14 protein-coding genes and 1 pseudogene are annotated in these 14,998 nt (G+C 59.9%); 14 read left to right on the forward strand and 1 reads right to left on the reverse strand.

Translation table 11 applies throughout. From position 1 onward, the window contains the following. Positions 1–111: 111 nt before the first annotated feature. From tilS to ispD, 6 genes are all read left to right on the forward strand, one after another. Entirely contained in the window at positions 112–1,431 is a 1,320-nt protein-coding gene (tilS, locus tag JWR98_RS09535) for a tRNA lysidine(34) synthetase TilS (protein WP_078731880.1), read from the forward strand. 273 nt (positions 1,432–1,704) lie between these two features. After that, the gene (locus tag JWR98_RS09540) at positions 1,705–3,336 is read left to right on the forward strand and encodes a CTP synthase (protein ID WP_078731881.1); all 1,632 of its coding nucleotides are present in this window, start codon (positions 1,705–1,707) and stop codon (positions 3,334–3,336) included. Between the two features lie 5 nt (positions 3,337–3,341). Further along, positions 3,342–4,187, forward strand: a complete 846-nt coding sequence (gene kdsA, locus JWR98_RS09545; RefSeq protein ID WP_003172292.1) for a 3-deoxy-8-phosphooctulonate synthase — start codon at positions 3,342–3,344, stop codon at positions 4,185–4,187. A gap of 157 nt (positions 4,188–4,344) precedes the next feature. Next, complete coding sequence (gene eno / locus JWR98_RS09550; protein ID WP_078731883.1) at positions 4,345–5,634, forward strand: phosphopyruvate hydratase; 1,290 nt, start codon at positions 4,345–4,347, stop codon at positions 5,632–5,634. A 184-nt stretch (positions 5,635–5,818) separates the two neighbouring features. After that, the gene (gene ftsB, locus JWR98_RS09555; RefSeq protein WP_003172294.1) at positions 5,819–6,097 is read left to right on the forward strand and encodes a cell division protein FtsB; all 279 of its coding nucleotides are present in this window, start codon (positions 5,819–5,821) and stop codon (positions 6,095–6,097) included. Further along, positions 6,094–6,801, forward strand: coding sequence for a 2-C-methyl-D-erythritol 4-phosphate cytidylyltransferase (ispD, locus tag JWR98_RS09560; RefSeq protein ID WP_205489841.1), 708 nt, complete (start codon positions 6,094–6,096; stop codon positions 6,799–6,801). Before ftsB ends, ispD begins: the two co-directional genes overlap by 4 nt. A 40-nt stretch (positions 6,802–6,841) precedes the next feature. On the opposite strand, the gene JWR98_RS09565 is transcribed toward ispD, so the two are convergent. Then, entirely contained in the window at positions 6,842–7,738 is an 897-nt protein-coding gene (locus tag JWR98_RS09565) for a LysR family transcriptional regulator (RefSeq protein ID WP_078731885.1), read from the reverse strand. Positions 7,739–7,846: 108 nt separating this feature from the next. Here JWR98_RS09565 and JWR98_RS09570 point away from each other — a divergent pair, with 108 nt between their 5' ends. From JWR98_RS09570 to rpoS, 8 genes and pseudogenes are all read left to right on the forward strand, one after another. Then, positions 7,847–8,959, forward strand: a complete 1,113-nt coding sequence (locus JWR98_RS09570; RefSeq protein WP_078731886.1) for an S-(hydroxymethyl)glutathione dehydrogenase/class III alcohol dehydrogenase — start codon at positions 7,847–7,849, stop codon at positions 8,957–8,959. Positions 8,960–8,967: 8 nt separating this feature from the next. Beyond that, positions 8,968–9,813, forward strand: a complete 846-nt coding sequence (gene fghA, locus JWR98_RS09575; RefSeq protein ID WP_205489842.1) for an S-formylglutathione hydrolase — start codon at positions 8,968–8,970, stop codon at positions 9,811–9,813. Positions 9,814–9,867: 54 nt separating this feature from the next. Continuing rightward, positions 9,868–10,341: a 2-C-methyl-D-erythritol 2,4-cyclodiphosphate synthase gene (ispF, locus tag JWR98_RS09580; protein ID WP_003172300.1), complete on the forward strand. Its 474-nt coding sequence runs from the start codon at positions 9,868–9,870 to the stop codon at positions 10,339–10,341. Then, positions 10,338–11,396 (forward strand): tRNA pseudouridine(13) synthase TruD, encoded by a 1,059-nt coding sequence (gene truD, locus JWR98_RS09585; protein WP_078731888.1) that lies wholly within the window; start codon positions 10,338–10,340, stop codon positions 11,394–11,396. Before ispF ends, truD begins: the two co-directional genes overlap by 4 nt. Next, complete coding sequence (gene surE / locus JWR98_RS09590) at positions 11,384–12,133, forward strand: 5'/3'-nucleotidase SurE (protein ID WP_003172302.1); 750 nt, start codon at positions 11,384–11,386, stop codon at positions 12,131–12,133. The genes truD and surE overlap by 13 nt, the downstream gene beginning before the upstream one ends. A 41-nt stretch (positions 12,134–12,174) precedes the next feature. Further along, entirely contained in the window at positions 12,175–12,810 is a 636-nt protein-coding gene (locus JWR98_RS09595; RefSeq protein WP_169899534.1) for a protein-L-isoaspartate(D-aspartate) O-methyltransferase, read from the forward strand. Positions 12,811–13,017: 207 nt separating this feature from the next. Then, positions 13,018–13,852, forward strand: a pseudogene (locus tag JWR98_RS09600) (peptidoglycan DD-metalloendopeptidase family protein). A 105-nt stretch (positions 13,853–13,957) separates the two neighbouring features. Then, positions 13,958–14,965 carry an RNA polymerase sigma factor RpoS gene (gene rpoS, locus JWR98_RS09605; RefSeq protein ID WP_078731890.1) on the forward strand — a complete coding sequence of 336 codons (1,008 nt, stop codon included), beginning with the start codon at positions 13,958–13,960 and terminating at the stop codon, positions 14,963–14,965. Positions 14,966–14,998: the final 33 nt, after the last annotated feature.

Below are 14,998 nucleotides of genomic sequence, written 5' to 3' on the forward strand. Positions count from 1 at the left end.
GGGGCTTGCTCCCGATAGCTGCTAGGTAAGGCTATCGGGAGCAAGCCCCCTCCCACATTTGCTTTGTGTATGCTGAGTTATCGCGTTCCAGATTGATGGCGGTATTTATCCATGAAGCCCCTGTTAACCGCCAAACTCCTGCAAACCCTGACCCCTTGGCGCGACGCCCCGGCCTGGCACATCGCATTCTCTGGTGGCCTTGATTCCACCGTCCTGCTGCACCTGTTGGCCTCCCTGGCAAAAACCGAAACGCTCCCGCCCCTCAGTGCCGTGCATATTCATCATGGCTTGCAAGCGGCGGCTGACGCCTGGCCCGGTCATTGCCAGTCGGTATGCGACGGTCTGGGCGTGCCGTTGCGCGTGATGCGCGTCCAGGTCCAATCCGGCGCCAGCCCTGAGCGTGCGGCCCGTGACGCGCGTTACCAGGCATTTACCGAGGTGACGGGGGCAGGGGAGGTGTTGCTGACAGGCCAGCATCGCGACGATCAGGCAGAAACCTTGCTGTTTCGCCTGCTGCGTGGAGCGGGGGTGCGAGGGTTGGCGGCAATGCCCGCGCATCGACGGTTGGCGGGTGGTCATCTGGTGCGGCCTCTGCTGGATGTATCGCGGGTTGAATTGGAAAACTATGCCGATGCGCATCAGTTGCAGTGGATCGAGGATCCTTCCAACGCCGATCCACGCTTCTCGCGCAATTACCTGCGTCACCGCGTCTTCCCGACACTCACCGACCGTTGGCCGCAAGCCGTTTCAAACCTGGCCCGTGCTGTCGAACACCTCGACGAAGCCCAGGGCCTGCTGGACGAGTTGGCGCGCATGGACCTGAAAACCGCCGATCAACCTTCGCCGTTTCCCTGGTTGCCTTTGCCGTCACTGGCTCTCACGCCGTTACGCGAGCTTTCCGACGCCCGTCAGCGCAACGCACTGCGTCATTGGCTGACGCCTCTGACCCGCTTACCCGACAGCGACCACTGGGCCAGTTGGCGTTCTCTGCGCGATGCCAAGGGCGACGCACAGCCTGTGTGGCGCCTGGCGGATGGTGAGTTGCACCGTTGCGGCGGGCGTCTCTGGTGGTTGCCCTGTGCATTCTCGGAATTTTCCGACGCGGCTGTGAGCTGGCCCGATCCGCAAAATCCCTTGGAGTTGCCCGGCAATGGCCGCCTGGAATTGAGCGGCGAGGCGCCTGAAGGCCCGCTGCTGGTCCGTTATCGCCAGGGCGGTGAAATGCTTGAAGTGCCCGGCCGAGGCCGGCGTGACTTGAAGCGCCTGCTTAACGAAAGTGGGTTGCCGGGCTTCATCCGTGGCAGATTGCCGCTGCTGTATCAGGGCCAGCAATTGCTCGGCGTGCCCAACCTCACTGGGCGCTGGGCCGCCTCAAGTGAAGGCTGGCAATTACATTGGATGCCACAGACCTGCGATCAAGGTTTGAGCTGATAGCGCCTTTCCGGTAGACTACGCTCCCTTCTTGATACAACTTCTGTGGATTCGCCTGAATCGCAGCAGTTGCCGATTACCAAGCAGTCTTTGCTGGGCGATTCCAAAAAATGTGTAGCGATCAACGTACCGGTGTTCCATTGCTGGTCTGTCACAACGCGGCGGTTTTTTTGAAAGGTGCACTGTGATTAATGCAGGTGATCGGGGGCTTCGGCCTCTCTTCGCTTTCCCCGGCGGCTCGGACCGCTTTAACGCAGACTTCTAGGGTTTTTCATGACGCGCTACATATTCGTCACGGGCGGTGTTGTTTCTTCATTGGGGAAAGGCATTGCCTCCGCTTCATTGGCGGCCATCCTGGAGGCGCGGGGGCTTAAAGTCACCATGCTCAAGCTGGACCCGTACATCAACGTCGACCCGGGCACCATGAGCCCGTTCCAGCACGGTGAAGTGTTCGTCACACATGACGGCGCCGAGACCGACCTGGACCTGGGCCACTACGAGCGGTTCATCCGCACGACCATGACCCAGAACAACAACTTCACCACAGGCCGTGTCTACGAGCACGTGCTGCGCAAGGAGCGCCGTGGTGACTACCTGGGTGCAACCATCCAGGTGATCCCGCACATCACCGACGAAATCAAGCGCCGTATCATCAAGGGCGCAGGCGATGCCGACGTGGCGATGGTCGAGATCGGTGGCACCGTGGGTGACATCGAATCCCAACCGTTCCTCGAAGCCATCCGCCAATTGCGTTTCGAAGTCGGCGCCAAGCGCGCGATGCTGATGCACCTGACACTGGTGCCGTACATCGCCACCGCCGGCGAAACCAAAACCAAGCCTACCCAGCACTCGGTCAAGGAACTGCGTTCCATCGGCCTGCAGCCGGACGTGCTGGTGTGCCGCTCCGATCACCCGATCGACATTTCCTCGCGTCGCAAGATCGCCCAGTTCACCAACGTCGAAGAGCGTGCGGTGATTGCCCTGGAAGACGCCGATACCATCTACAAGATCCCGGGCATCCTGCATTCCCAAGGCCTGGATGATTTTGTCGTCGAGCGTTTCGGCCTGCAATGCGGCGGCGCGGATCTGTCCGAGTGGGAAGCCGTGGTTGACGCCAAGCTCAACCCTGAGCACGAAGTCACCATCGCCATGGTCGGCAAGTACATGGAACTGCTGGATGCGTACAAGTCGCTGATCGAAGCGATGAGTCACGCCGGGATCAGCAACCGTACCAAGGTCAACCTGCGCTATATCGATTCCGAAGACATCGAGAACCAGGGCACCGCGCTGCTCGAAGGTGTCGATGCGATCCTCGTGCCAGGCGGTTTCGGCCTGCGTGGCGTGGAAGGCAAGATCACTGCCGTGCAATTCGCGCGTGAAAACAAAGTGCCGTACCTGGGTATCTGCCTGGGCATGCAAGTGGCCGTCATCGAGTTCGCCCGTAACGTGCTGGGCTGGAAAGACGCCAACTCCACCGAGTTCGACGGCAAGAGCGGCCACCCGGTCGTGGGCCTGATCACCGAGTGGGAAGACGCCACCGGCGCCGTTGAAACCCGTACCGAAAGCTCCGACCTGGGCGGCACCATGCGCCTTGGCGCGCAGGACTGCCTGTTGGAGCCGGGCTCGCTGGTTCACGATTGCTACGGCAAGGACGTGATCGTCGAGCGTCATCGTCATCGCTACGAAGTGAACAACAACCTGCTGCCGCAGATCAAAGAGGCCGGCCTGAAAATTTCCGGTCGCTCCGGTGACGGCGCGCTGGTTGAAGTGGTTGAAGCACCGGATCATCCATGGTTCGTCGCTTGCCAGTTCCATCCGGAGTTCACCTCGACGCCACGTGACGGCCACCCGCTGTTCAGCGGTTTCGTCAAGGCTGCACTGACGCAACACCAGAAGAAGGCGTAAACCTGATGGCCCAGAAGATCATTCGTGTCGGCGACATCGAAATCGCCAACGACAAGCCCATGGTGCTGTTCGGCGGCATGAACGTGCTGGAAAGCCGTGACATGGCGATGCAGGTCTGTGAAGAGTACGTAAAGGTTACCCAGAAACTGGGTATCCCGTATGTGTTCAAGGCCAGCTTCGACAAGGCCAACCGTTCGTCGGTGACCTCCTATCGCGGCCCAGGCCTTGAGGAAGGCATGCGGATCTTCCAGGACATCAAGCAAGCTTTCGGTGTGCCGATCATCACCGACGTCCACGAGCCCGAGCAGGCTGCCGTGGTCGCCGAAGTGTGCGACATCATCCAGTTGCCGGCCTTCCTGTCGCGCCAGACCGACCTGGTCGTGGCGATGGCCAAGACCGGCGCGGTGATCAATATCAAGAAAGCCCAGTTCCTCGCGCCCCAGGAGATGAAACACATCCTGAACAAGTGCGTGGAAGCGGGTAACGACCAGTTGATTCTTTGCGAGCGGGGTTCGAGCTTCGGCTACAACAACCTCGTGGTGGACATGCTCGGTTTCGGCATCATGAAGCAGTTCGAGTACCCGGTGTTCTTCGACGTGACCCACGCGCTGCAAATGCCCGGTGGTCGTGCCGATTCCGCCGGTGGGCGCCGTGCCCAGGTGTTGGACCTGGCCAAGGCCGGCCTCAGCCAGTCCCTGGCCGGCCTGTTCCTGGAAGCCCACCCGGACCCGGACAACGCCAAATGCGACGGCCCATGTGCCCTGCGCCTGGACAAGTTGGAGCCTTTCCTGGCCCAGCTCAAGCAGTTGGACGAACTGGTCAAGAGTTTTCCGACGGTAGAGACCGCGTAAGCGTCGTTTCTCCGGTAGACTTTCCCACGCTTTCTGCTCAGGCCCTCGGGCCTGAGCCTTGTCGCCTGCAAGCCTGCCCCGTTGTTCCACCCTTGCGGTCGGTCAAAAGTTTCCCTTCAGCTGCGTCGTTTTCGTCAACTTTGGAGTGTTTACAACAATGGCAAAAATCGTCGACATCAAAGGTCGTGAAGTTCTCGACTCCCGTGGCAACCCCACCGTCGAAGCCGACGTGCTTCTCGATAACGGCATCATCGGCAGCGCCTGCGCGCCGTCCGGTGCTTCCACAGGTTCGCGCGAAGCGCTGGAACTGCGTGATGGCGACAAGAGCCGTTACCTGGGCAAGGGTGTTCTCAAGGCGGTAGCCAACATCAATGGCCCGATTCGTGACCTGTTGCTGGGCAAGGATCCGCTTGACCAGAAAGCCCTGGACCACGCGATGATCGCGCTCGATGGCACCGAAAACAAAGGCAGCCTGGGCGCCAATGCCATCCTCGCCGTGTCCCTGGCTGCCGCCAAGGCCGCCGCCCAGGACCAGGACCTGCCGCTGTACGCGCACATTGCCAACCTGAACGGTACGCCGGGTGTTTACTCGATGCCGGTGCCGATGATGAACATCATCAATGGTGGCGAGCACGCCGATAACAACGTCGATATCCAGGAATTCATGGTGCAGCCGGTGGGTGCCAAGACCTTCTCCGAAGGCCTGCGCATGGGTACCGAGATTTTCCATCACCTCAAGGCTGTATTGAAGGCCCGTGGCCTGAGCACTGCCGTGGGTGACGAAGGCGGTTTCGCACCGAACCTGGCGTCCAACGAAGATGCGCTGAAAGTCATCTCCGAAGCCGTGGCCAACGCGGGTTACACATTGGGCACCGACGTGACCCTGGCCCTGGATTGCGCGGCCAGCGAGTTCTATGAAGACGGCAAGTACAACCTGTCCGGCGAAGGCCAGGTGTTCAACTCCGAAGGTTTCGCCGACTACCTCAAGGGCCTGACCCAGCGCTATCCGATCATCTCGATCGAAGACGGCCTGGACGAGTCCGACTGGGACGGCTGGAAAATCCTCACCGACAAAATCGGCGAGAAAGTCCAGCTGGTGGGCGACGACCTGTTCGTTACCAACACCAAGATCCTGAAAGAAGGCATCGATAAAAAGATCGCCAACTCGATCCTGATCAAGTTCAACCAGATCGGTACCCTGACCGAAACCCTGGAAGCGATCCAGATGGCCAAGGCTGCGGGCTACACTGCCGTGATCTCCCACCGCTCCGGCGAAACCGAAGACTCGACCATTGCCGACCTGGCCGTGGGCACTTCGGCGGGCCAGATCAAGACCGGTTCCCTGTGCCGTTCCGATCGCGTTTCCAAGTACAACCAATTGCTGCGTATCGAAGAGCAACTGGCGGGTAAGGCCAAGTACAACGGTCGCGGCGAGTTTCGCGGCTGATCGCTACATGATGAAAAAAATGGTAAAAGGTCGGCGGATTGCGTCGGAAAAATTCACGATAGTGAACATTTCGGCGCTAATCTGATGGCTATCAAGCACAAGCCTGGTTATTCCAGGCTTCGTGCTATCAGTTGCTGCAAAAGTTTTGCATGGCGGTCTTTTTTCACTGGATACCCGATATTCGATGCGCAGTCCCAATTGGTTGTTCCTCGTCTTGCTCTTGTTGCTGGCCGGCCTGCAATACCGCCTCTGGGTGGGTAATGGCAGCTTCGCGCAGGTAAAAGACCTGACCCAGCAAATTGCCGACCAGCATGCCGAAAACGAACGCCTGCTGGAGCGCAACCGCGTCCTCGACGCCGAAGTGCTTGAGCTGAAGAAAGGCACGGAGACCGTTGAAGAGCGGGCGCGTCATGAATTGGGCATGGTGAAGGAGGGCGAAACCCTCTACCAGTTGGCCCAATGAGCAACAGCTTGCCGGCCTTCTGGGTCGTGATTCCTGCCGCGGGCGTCGGTGCCCGTATGGCCGCGGACCGTCCCAAGCAATATTTGCAGCTCGGTGGACGCACTATTCTCGAACACAGCCTTGGCTGTTTTCTCGATCACCCAGACCTCAAGGGGCTGGTGGTCAGTCTGGCCTGCGATGATCCCTATTGGCCCACGCTGGCCTGTTCCGTTGACCCACGTATCCAGCGTGCGGACGGTGGTTCAGAGCGCTCGGGCTCGGTACTCAATGCACTGCTGCACTTGAACGCCCTGGGCGCCAGTGATGACGACTGGGTGCTGGTGCATGATGCTGCCCGGCCCAATTTGAGCCGTGATGATCTCGACAAACTGTTAAGCGAGCTGGCCGATGATCCTGTCGGTGGCCTGCTGGCCGTGCCGGCTCGCGACACCCTTAAACGCGTCGACAAGCACGGCCGGGTGGTGGAAACCGTCGACCGCAGCTTGATCTGGCAAGCCTACACGCCGCAAATGTTCCGCCTCGGTGCCTTGCACCGCGCATTGGCCGACAGTCTGGTGGCCGACGCGGTCATCACCGACGAAGCCTCGGCCATGGAATGGTCCGGCCAGGCGCCACGCCTGATCGAAGGGCGCTCGGACAATATCAAGGTGACCCGACCGGAGGACCTTGAGTGGTTGCGGTTGCGCTGGGCGAATCGGCGGTAATCAGCGAAACCGGATGACGGCCCGCCTGAACAGCACACAATCAACCGCAGTACTCCGATCTCTCAGCCAGCCCTTCCTTCAAAAAAACCACCAACTTGCGAACCTTCGGCGACAAATGCCGCTGCTGCGGATACAGCGCCCACACTGCAGTATTTGGCGGCTGATGCGCTTCAAGCAACGACACCAGCGTACCGTTGTGCAAATGCTGCAGCACGTAATAATCCGGCAACTGGCACAACCCCACCCCTTGCAGCGCTGCATCCAGTACCGCTTGCCCGCTGTTGCAGCGCCAGTTTCCCTGGACACGCTGGGAAAATTCGCGCCCATCCTGAGCCAATTGCCAGATATCCGAACTGCCGATCAGGCAGTTATGCCGGCTCAGTTCCGACAAGCTATGAGGGCGCCCATACCGTTCCAGGTAGGACGGTGATGCACACACATACATCCGGCGGGGCGCCAGGCGGCTGGCAACCATGCTTGAGTCAGAAAGGCGCCCCAGGCGAATCGCCAGGTCCAGGCCTTCGTGTACCAGGTCGAGTTGACGGTTGCTCAGTTCAATATCCACCCGCAGCTGCGGATAAAGCCCCATGAATCGCGTCACCAGCGGCACGATGAAACGTTCTCCATAGGCCACGGCACAGGTCATGCGCAACATGCCTTTGGGTTCGCTGGCCAGGTCGCCGACCGCGCGCAGCGCTTCTTCGCGACCGTCTTGCAGGCGTTGGCAATGCTGGAGGAAGGTTTGTCCGGCTTCTGTCAGGGTGACTTTGCGCGTACTGCGATACAGCAAACGGGTTTGCAGGCGTTCTTCCAGGCGTGCGACCTGGCGACTGATATGGGACGAGGATACGCCAAGGCGCTCGGCTGCGGCGGTAAATTGGCTGCATTCGGCCACGGCGACGAACTCGTCAATGCCTTCCCAGCGGTTCTCCAGCATGAGGATTGTCCCTGTGTGGCAATAATGTTTTGCTTTGTGCTGGATTATTAATCACTGGGCGGTGTTTTACACTGCTCTTCTCAATTTTCAGTGCCTGGAGAAACCCGGATGATCAAGTCACGCGCCGCTGTCGCCTTTGAAGCCAAAAAACCGCTGGAGATCGTGGAAGTGGATGTCGCCATGCCCAAGGCCGGCGAAGTCCTGCTGCGCGTGGTTGCTTCCGGCGTATGCCACACCGACGCCTACACCCTGTCGGGCGCGGACCCGGAAGGTATCTTCCCGTCCATCCTCGGTCACGAAGGCGGTGCCGTGGTTGAAGCGATCGGCGAGGGCGTCACCTCGGTTGCCGTGGGCGATCATGTGATCCCGCTGTACACCCCGGAATGCGGCAAGTGCAAATTCTGCCTGTCGGGCAAGACCAACCTGTGCCAGGCCATTCGCTCCACCCAAGGTAAAGGCCTGATGCCCGACGGTACCACGCGCTTTTCCTACAAAGGTCAGCCGATTTTCCACTACATGGGCACCTCGACCTTCTCCGAGTACACCGTGTTGCCGGAAATTTCCGTGGCAAAGATTCCTAAGGACGCGCCGCTGGAAAAAGTCTGCCTGCTCGGTTGCGGTGTCACCACGGGTATCGGTGCGGTGATCAATACCGCCAAGGTCAAGCCCGGCGATACCGTGGCCATCTTCGGCCTCGGCGGTATTGGTCTGTCGGCGGTGATCGGTGCGGTCAAGGCCAAGGCCGGTCGCATCATCGCCATCGACATCAATCCGGCCAAGTTCGAAATCGCCAAGCAATTGGGCGCCACCGACTGCATCAACCCGAAAGACTACGACCGCCCGATCCAGGACGTGATCGTCGATTTGACCGACGGCGGCGTGGACTTTTCCTTCGAATGCATCGGCAACGTGCAACTGATGCGCGCCGCCCTTGAGTGCTGCCACAAAGGCTGGGGTGAGTCGGTGATCATCGGTGTGGCCGGTGCTGGCCAGGAAATCGCCACCCGTCCGTTCCAACTGGTGACCGGTCGTGTCTGGCGCGGTTCGGCCTTCGGCGGCGTACGCGGCCGTACCGAATTGCCAAGCTATGTGGAAATGGCCCAGAACGGCGAGATCCCACTCGACACGTTCATTACCCACACCATGGGCCTGGAAGACATCAACAAAGCGTTTGACCTGATGCATGAAGGCAAGAGCATTCGTACCGTCATCCACTTCTGAGGTCGGCCATGAGTCTGGAGAATCTGTCGTGCCAGAAAAGCTTCGGCGGCTGGCATAAACGCTACAAGCATCATTCGGATGTGCTCGGTTGCGACATGACATTTGCCGTCTACCTGCCGCCGCAAGCGGAGCAGGGCGGTAAGTTGCCGGTGCTGTACTGGCTGTCCGGGTTGACCTGCACCGATGAAAACTTCATGCAGAAGGCTGGCGCCCAGCGCATGGCCGCCGAGCTGGGGCTGATCATCGTCGCGCCGGACACCAGCCCGCGCGGCCCCGGAGTGCCGGGTGACCCTGACAACGCCTGGGACTTCGGCCTGGGCGCCGGTTTTTACCTGAATGCCACTCAGGAACCTTGGGCCAAGTACTATCGGATGCATGACTACGTGGTGCAGGAATTGCCGGCGTTGGTTGAAGCGCATTTTCCGGCTTCGGATAAACGCGGCATCAGCGGTCACTCCATGGGCGGTCACGGTGCGTTGGTATGTGCCTTACGCAATCCTGGGCGCTACTTGTCGGTGTCGGCGTTTTCGCCGATCAACAACCCGATGGATTGCCCGTGGGGCCAGAAAGCCTTCTCCCGTTACCTGGGCGAAGAGCGCTCGAAGTGGCGTGAATGGGATGCCTGCGTGTTGATCAGCGAAGCTTCGCAAAAGCTGCCGCTGCTGGTGGACCAGGGCGACCGCGACGACTTCCTCGCCGTGCAACTCAGGCCTGAAGCCTTGCAACAAGCGGCCAAGGCCGCCGGGCATCCGCTCGAACTGCGCCTGCAACCCGGCTATGACCACAGCTACTTCTTCATCGCCAGCTTCATCGAAGACCATTTGCGACACCATGGCCGTGCTTTGCTCGGTTAATGTGCGGCAAAAGTAGGTAGAATCACGCCCTGAATAAAATCGGGGCGTTTTTTTATGCGTATTGGCCACGGCTACGATGTGCACCGTTTCGCTGAAGGCGATTTCATCACCCTGGGCGGCGTGCGTATTGCACACCACCATGGGTTGCTGGCTCATTCCGACGGCGACGTTGTGTTGCATGCCTTGAGCGATGCCTTGCTCGGCGCGGCGGCGTTGGGTGATATCGGCAAGCACTTTCCGGACACCGACCCCACGTTCAAGGGCGCGGACAGCCGCGTATTACTGCGCCATGTGGTCGGCCTGATCCATGCCAAGGGCTGGAAGGTCGCTAACGTCGACAACACCATCGTGGCCCAGGCGCCGAAAATGGCGCCTCACATTGAATCGATGCGCGCACTGATTGCCGCCGACCTGAACATTGAATTGGATCAAGTGAACGTGAAAGCCACCACTACCGAAAAGCTCGGGTTTACCGGTCGTGAAGAGGGCATTGCGGTGCACTCCGTCGCCTTGTTGCTGCGCGCATGAATGATTTGGAACTGTTGGGCCCGCGTGCCTATGGCGACGCCTTGGGCAGCGCCGTCCTGAAGGCCACCGCCGAAGATTTCCAGGTCGACGAAGTACTGGATATTCCGCTGACCGGCGACGGCGAGCACCTTTGGTTGTGGGTGGAAAAGCGTGGCCTGAACACCGAGGAAGCCGCGCGCCGTATCGCCAAGGCTGCCGGCGTGCCGTTGCGCACCGTCAGCTATGCCGGGCTCAAGGACCGCCAGGCGCTGACCCGCCAGTGGTTCAGCGTGCAGTTGCCGGGCAAGGCGGATCCGGACATGAGCGCTGCGCAAAACGACACCCTCAAAATCCTGAAAACCGCGCGGCACAAACGCAAGCTGCAGCGTGGCGCACATTCGGCCAACGGGTTTACCCTGCGCCTGACTCAATTGACCGGCGATCATGCGGCTATCGACGCACGCTTGCAGTTGATCGCCCAGCACGGCATTCCGAACTACTTTGGTGCCCAGCGTTTTGGTCATAACGGCGGCAATGTGGTTGACGCCCGTGAGTGGGCCGCGCGCAAGGCCTTGCCCGAACAGCGCAATGTGCGTTCGCGGTTGCTGTCCACCGCGCGCAGTTTTCTGTTTAACAAGGTATTGGCGGCGCGCGTTGCCGACGGTTCCTGGCAACGGGCCCAGGTCGGCGACTTGCTGGCGTTTACCGACAGCCGCAGTTTTTTCCCGGCGGGCGAAGCTGAATGCAGCGACCCGCGCCTGGCGATCCTCGACCTGCATCCGACCGGGCCGCAATGGGGGGAGGGCGATTCGCCCGCGACCGGCGCGACCCATGAGCTGGAACAGGCGATTGCCGCCAGCGAAGCCGAGCTGCGCGATTGGCTGGTGAATGCCGGCATGAGCCAGGAACGTCGCATTCTGCGGCTGCCCATTGGCGGGTTGACGTGGCATTATCCCGGGCCTGACATTCTGCAATTGGAATTCGTCCTGCCGGCCGGATGCTTCGCCACTGTCTTGGTGCGCGAGCTTGTTGATCTGGTGCCGGTGGGGCAGACGGACAGCCCATGCGTATTCTGATATCAAACGATGACGGTGCCACCGCACCCGGTCTTGCCGCGCTTCATGCTGCGCTGGCAGATTATGCCGAGTGCGTGGTGGTTGCCCCCGACCAGGACAAGAGCGGCGCCAGCAGTTCGCTGACGCTCGACCGTCCCCTGCACCCGCAGGTTCTGGCCAATGGCTTTATCAGCGTGAACGGTACCCCCACCGACTGCGTGCACCTGGCGATCAACAGCCTGCTTGCGCAGGAGCCGGACCTGGTGGTGTCGGGCATCAATCTCGGGGCAAACCTGGGCGATGACGTGCTGTATTCCGGTACCGTGGCCGCCGCCCTTGAAGCACGCTTCCTGGGCCGCACCTCGTTCGCGTTTTCCCTGGCTTCGCGCCAACTCGACAACCTGCCCACCGCCGCCTATTTCGCGCGCAAGCTGGTGGAGGCCCATGGCTCCCTGGACTTGCCGCCGCGCACGGTGCTCAACGTCAATATTCCCAATTTGCCCCTTGATCACATTCGCGGTATCCAGCTGACACGCCTTGGCCATCGCGCCCGGGCGACGGCCCCGTTGAAGGTGGTCGACCCGCGAGGCAAGGAAGGCTATTGGATTGCCGCGGCGGGCGACGCCGAAGACGGTGGCGAGGGCACGGACTTTCATGCGGTGATGCAAGGTTATGTGTCGATTACTCCGTTGCAACTCGATCGCACCTTCAGTGATGCCTTCCGTGGTCTCGATGGCTGGCTGGAGGGGCTGCGCTGATGGCTCGTGAACAAGACGACCTGCTGCGTCGCGGCATCGGGATGACCTCCCAGCGTACCCGTGAGCGTTTGATCCAGCGCCTGTACGAAGAAGGCCTGTCCAACGCCCAGGTGCTGGAAGTGATCCGCCGCACGCCGCGCCATCTGTTTGTGGATGAGGCCCTGGCCCATCGGGCCTATGAAGACACGGCGTTACCCATCGGCCATAACCAGACCATCTCCCAGCCTTACATGGTTGCGCGCATGAGCGAGCTGCTGCTGGCGGCAGGGCCATTGGACAAGGTGTTGGAGATCGGCACCGGTTCCGGCTACCAGACCGCTGTGCTGTCGCAGTTGGTGGAGAGGGTATTCTCGGTGGAGCGCATCAAGGTGCTGCAGGACCGTGCCAAGGAGCGTCTGGTGGAGCTCAATCTGCGTAACGTGGTATTCCGCTGGGGTGATGGCTGGGAGGGCTGGCCGGCATTGGCGCCTTATAACGGTATCATCGTGACGGCCGTGGCCACTGATGTTCCGCAGGCGTTGCTCGACCAACTGGCGCCGGGCGGGCGCCTGGTCATCCCGGTGGGCTCCGGCGAAGTGCAACAATTGATGCTTATCGTGCGTGAAGACGACGGTTTTTCCCGGCATGTACTGGGTGCCGTACGCTTTGTGCCGTTGCTCAATGGCCCGTTGGCCTGATCAATTTTCGTCGGCAGTGAATTCTGGTGATGGGGATGTGTCTTACGGCGGGGTCTATCAAGTCAACATGATGGCCGTAGTGATTCAACACGTTGAATGATTCGTTTCAGTCGTGTGCCGGTAAAACTTCAATGCCCAGTTATACTTGCGTCACATTTCAAGCCTGATACAGGCGTTCATATTCAGCCACCACAAAGGGAGCGGCGGGTGAGTCTCACAGGTCTTGCGCAGCGTATGAGTAAAACAAGCTTTCAGCGACTGGTGCTTGGCCTTGTCTTCAGTTCGGTGTTGGTAGGCTGTTCCAGCTCGCCGAGCAGCGGCGCGCGGGTCGTTGACCGCACTAATGCCGCGCCGCAAAGGCCCACGGTGACCACCGGGCAATATGTGGTACGCAAGGGGGACACCTTGTTTTCGATCGCCTTCCGCTACGGTTGGGACTACAAGGCGCTCGCAGCGCGTAACAATATTCCGGTGCCCTACACGATCCATCCGGGGCAGACGATTCGCTTCGACGGCCGCACCGCGCCGCGTCTACGGCAGTTGTGACAAACACCGGATCTTCACCCTCGTCTTCGAGCAAGACCACCATCATTACCCGGCCTGCCGGCACGGCGTACCGAGTCCTGCCAGCAAGCCGGCACCCGCGCCGTTGCCACCTGCCGGGCCTGCGCCGACCGGCTGGGGATGGCCTTCAAACGGAGTGTTAATTGGAAAATTCTCTTCAAACGGTAGTTTGAATAAAGGCATTGATATCGCCGGGGATTTGGGACAGCCTGTTTTAGCTGCGTCTGATGGGACAGTGGTGTACGCCGGGAGTGGTTTGCGGGGCTACGGCGAGCTGGTCATCATCAAACACAGCGATACCTACGTCAGTGCTTACGGTCATAACCGCAGGCTGTTGGTTCGGGAGGGGCAGCAGGTCAAAGTCGGACAGACAATTGCCGAAATGGGTTCAACGGGGACAGACCGGGTGAAGCTGCATTTTGAGATTCGCCGCCAAGGGAAGCCTGTAGATCCTCTGCAATTCCTACCCCGTCGTTGATGTGTTGCACAGCCTGTTCCTCACGTAGAAGGAACAGGCTCCAGCGTTGCCAAGGATAAAGGCGTCGCTTGAGCTTGAGGTCGAACTCACCAAAGGACTATAACAATGGCTCTCAGTAAAGAAGCGCCGGAGTTTGACATCGACGATGAGGTTCTCCTTATGGAGGCCGGTATCGATAAGGAATCGATGTCGAATGATGAAGGGGCTGCTAAACCTTCAGTTCGCACCAAATCCAAGAACTCCACCGCGTTAAAGCAACACAAATACATTGACTACACGCGGGCGCTCGACGCGACCCAGCTGTACCTCAATGAAATCGGTTTTTCCCCTCTGCTCACCCCCGAAGAAGAAGTCCATTTTGCGCGCTTGTCGCAAAAGGGTGACCCGGCCGGGCGCAAGCGCATGATTGAAAGCAACCTGCGCCTGGTGGTGAAAATCGCCCGACGCTACGTCAATCGTGGCCTGTCCCTGTTGGACCTGATCGAGGAGGGCAACCTGGGCTTGATCCGGGCTGTGGAGAAGTTCGACCCTGAACGGGGCTTCCGTTTTTCAACCTATGCCACCTGGTGGATTCGCCAGACCATCGAACGGGCGATCATGAATCAGACCCGCACGATCCGTTTGCCGATCCATGTGGTCAAGGAGCTCAACGTCTACCTGCGGGCAGCGCGTGAGCTGACTCAGAAACTCGATCATGAACCTTCGCCCGAAGAAATCGCCAACCTGCTGGAAAAACCGGTGGGTGAGGTCAAGCGCATGCTCGGTCTTAACGAGCGCGTGTCTTCGGTCGATGTCTCGCTGGGCCCGGATTCGGATAAAACCCTGCTGGACACCCTGACGGACGATCGCCCTACGGATCCTTGCGAGTTGTTGCAGGATGATGATCTTTCCCAAAGCATTGACCAGTGGCTGTCTGAGCTGACGGACAAGCAGCGTGAGGTGGTGATTCGCCGCTTCGGCCTGCGTGGCCATGAGAGCAGTACCCTGGAGGACGTAGGCCTGGAGATCGGCCTGACCCGTGAGCGGGTGCGACAGATCCAGGTAGAAGGGCTCAAGCGCTTGCGTGAGATCCTGGAGAAGAACGGCTTGTCGAGTGAGTCGTTGTTCCAATAACGACACAGCTTTAAAGCTTGAATGTGGGAGGGG

It is taken from the genome of Pseudomonas lactucae, assembly GCF_016937615.1.
Lineage (GTDB): Bacteria > Pseudomonadota > Gammaproteobacteria > Pseudomonadales > Pseudomonadaceae > Aquipseudomonas > Aquipseudomonas lactucae.

Excerpts from the sequence above, each read along its gene's own strand:
- tilS (WP_078731880.1), top strand. The coding sequence starts at position 112 with ATGAAGCCCCTGTTAACCGCCAAACTCCTGCAAACCCTGACCCCTTGG.
- ftsB (WP_003172294.1), top strand. The coding sequence starts at position 5,819 with ATGCGCAGTCCCAATTGGTTGTTCCTCGTCTTGCTCTTGTTGCTGGCC.
- JWR98_RS09540 (WP_078731881.1), top strand. The coding sequence starts at position 1,705 with ATGACGCGCTACATATTCGTCACGGGCGGTGTTGTTTCTTCATTGGGG.
- eno (WP_078731883.1), top strand. The coding sequence starts at position 4,345 with ATGGCAAAAATCGTCGACATCAAAGGTCGTGAAGTTCTCGACTCCCGT.
- fghA (WP_205489842.1), top strand. The coding sequence starts at position 8,968 with ATGAGTCTGGAGAATCTGTCGTGCCAGAAAAGCTTCGGCGGCTGGCAT.
- JWR98_RS09570 (WP_078731886.1), top strand. The coding sequence starts at position 7,847 with ATGATCAAGTCACGCGCCGCTGTCGCCTTTGAAGCCAAAAAACCGCTG.
- ispF (WP_003172300.1), top strand. The coding sequence starts at position 9,868 with ATGCGTATTGGCCACGGCTACGATGTGCACCGTTTCGCTGAAGGCGAT.
- JWR98_RS09565 (WP_078731885.1), bottom strand. The coding sequence starts at position 7,738 with ATGCTGGAGAACCGCTGGGAAGGCATTGACGAGTTCGTCGCCGTGGCC.
- surE (WP_003172302.1), top strand. The coding sequence starts at position 11,384 with ATGCGTATTCTGATATCAAACGATGACGGTGCCACCGCACCCGGTCTT.
- ispD (WP_205489841.1), top strand. The coding sequence starts at position 6,094 with ATGAGCAACAGCTTGCCGGCCTTCTGGGTCGTGATTCCTGCCGCGGGC.
- truD (WP_078731888.1), top strand. The coding sequence starts at position 10,338 with ATGAATGATTTGGAACTGTTGGGCCCGCGTGCCTATGGCGACGCCTTG.
- rpoS (WP_078731890.1), top strand. The coding sequence starts at position 13,958 with ATGGCTCTCAGTAAAGAAGCGCCGGAGTTTGACATCGACGATGAGGTT.
- JWR98_RS09595 (WP_169899534.1), top strand. The coding sequence starts at position 12,175 with ATGACCTCCCAGCGTACCCGTGAGCGTTTGATCCAGCGCCTGTACGAA.
- kdsA (WP_003172292.1), top strand. The coding sequence starts at position 3,342 with ATGGCCCAGAAGATCATTCGTGTCGGCGACATCGAAATCGCCAACGAC.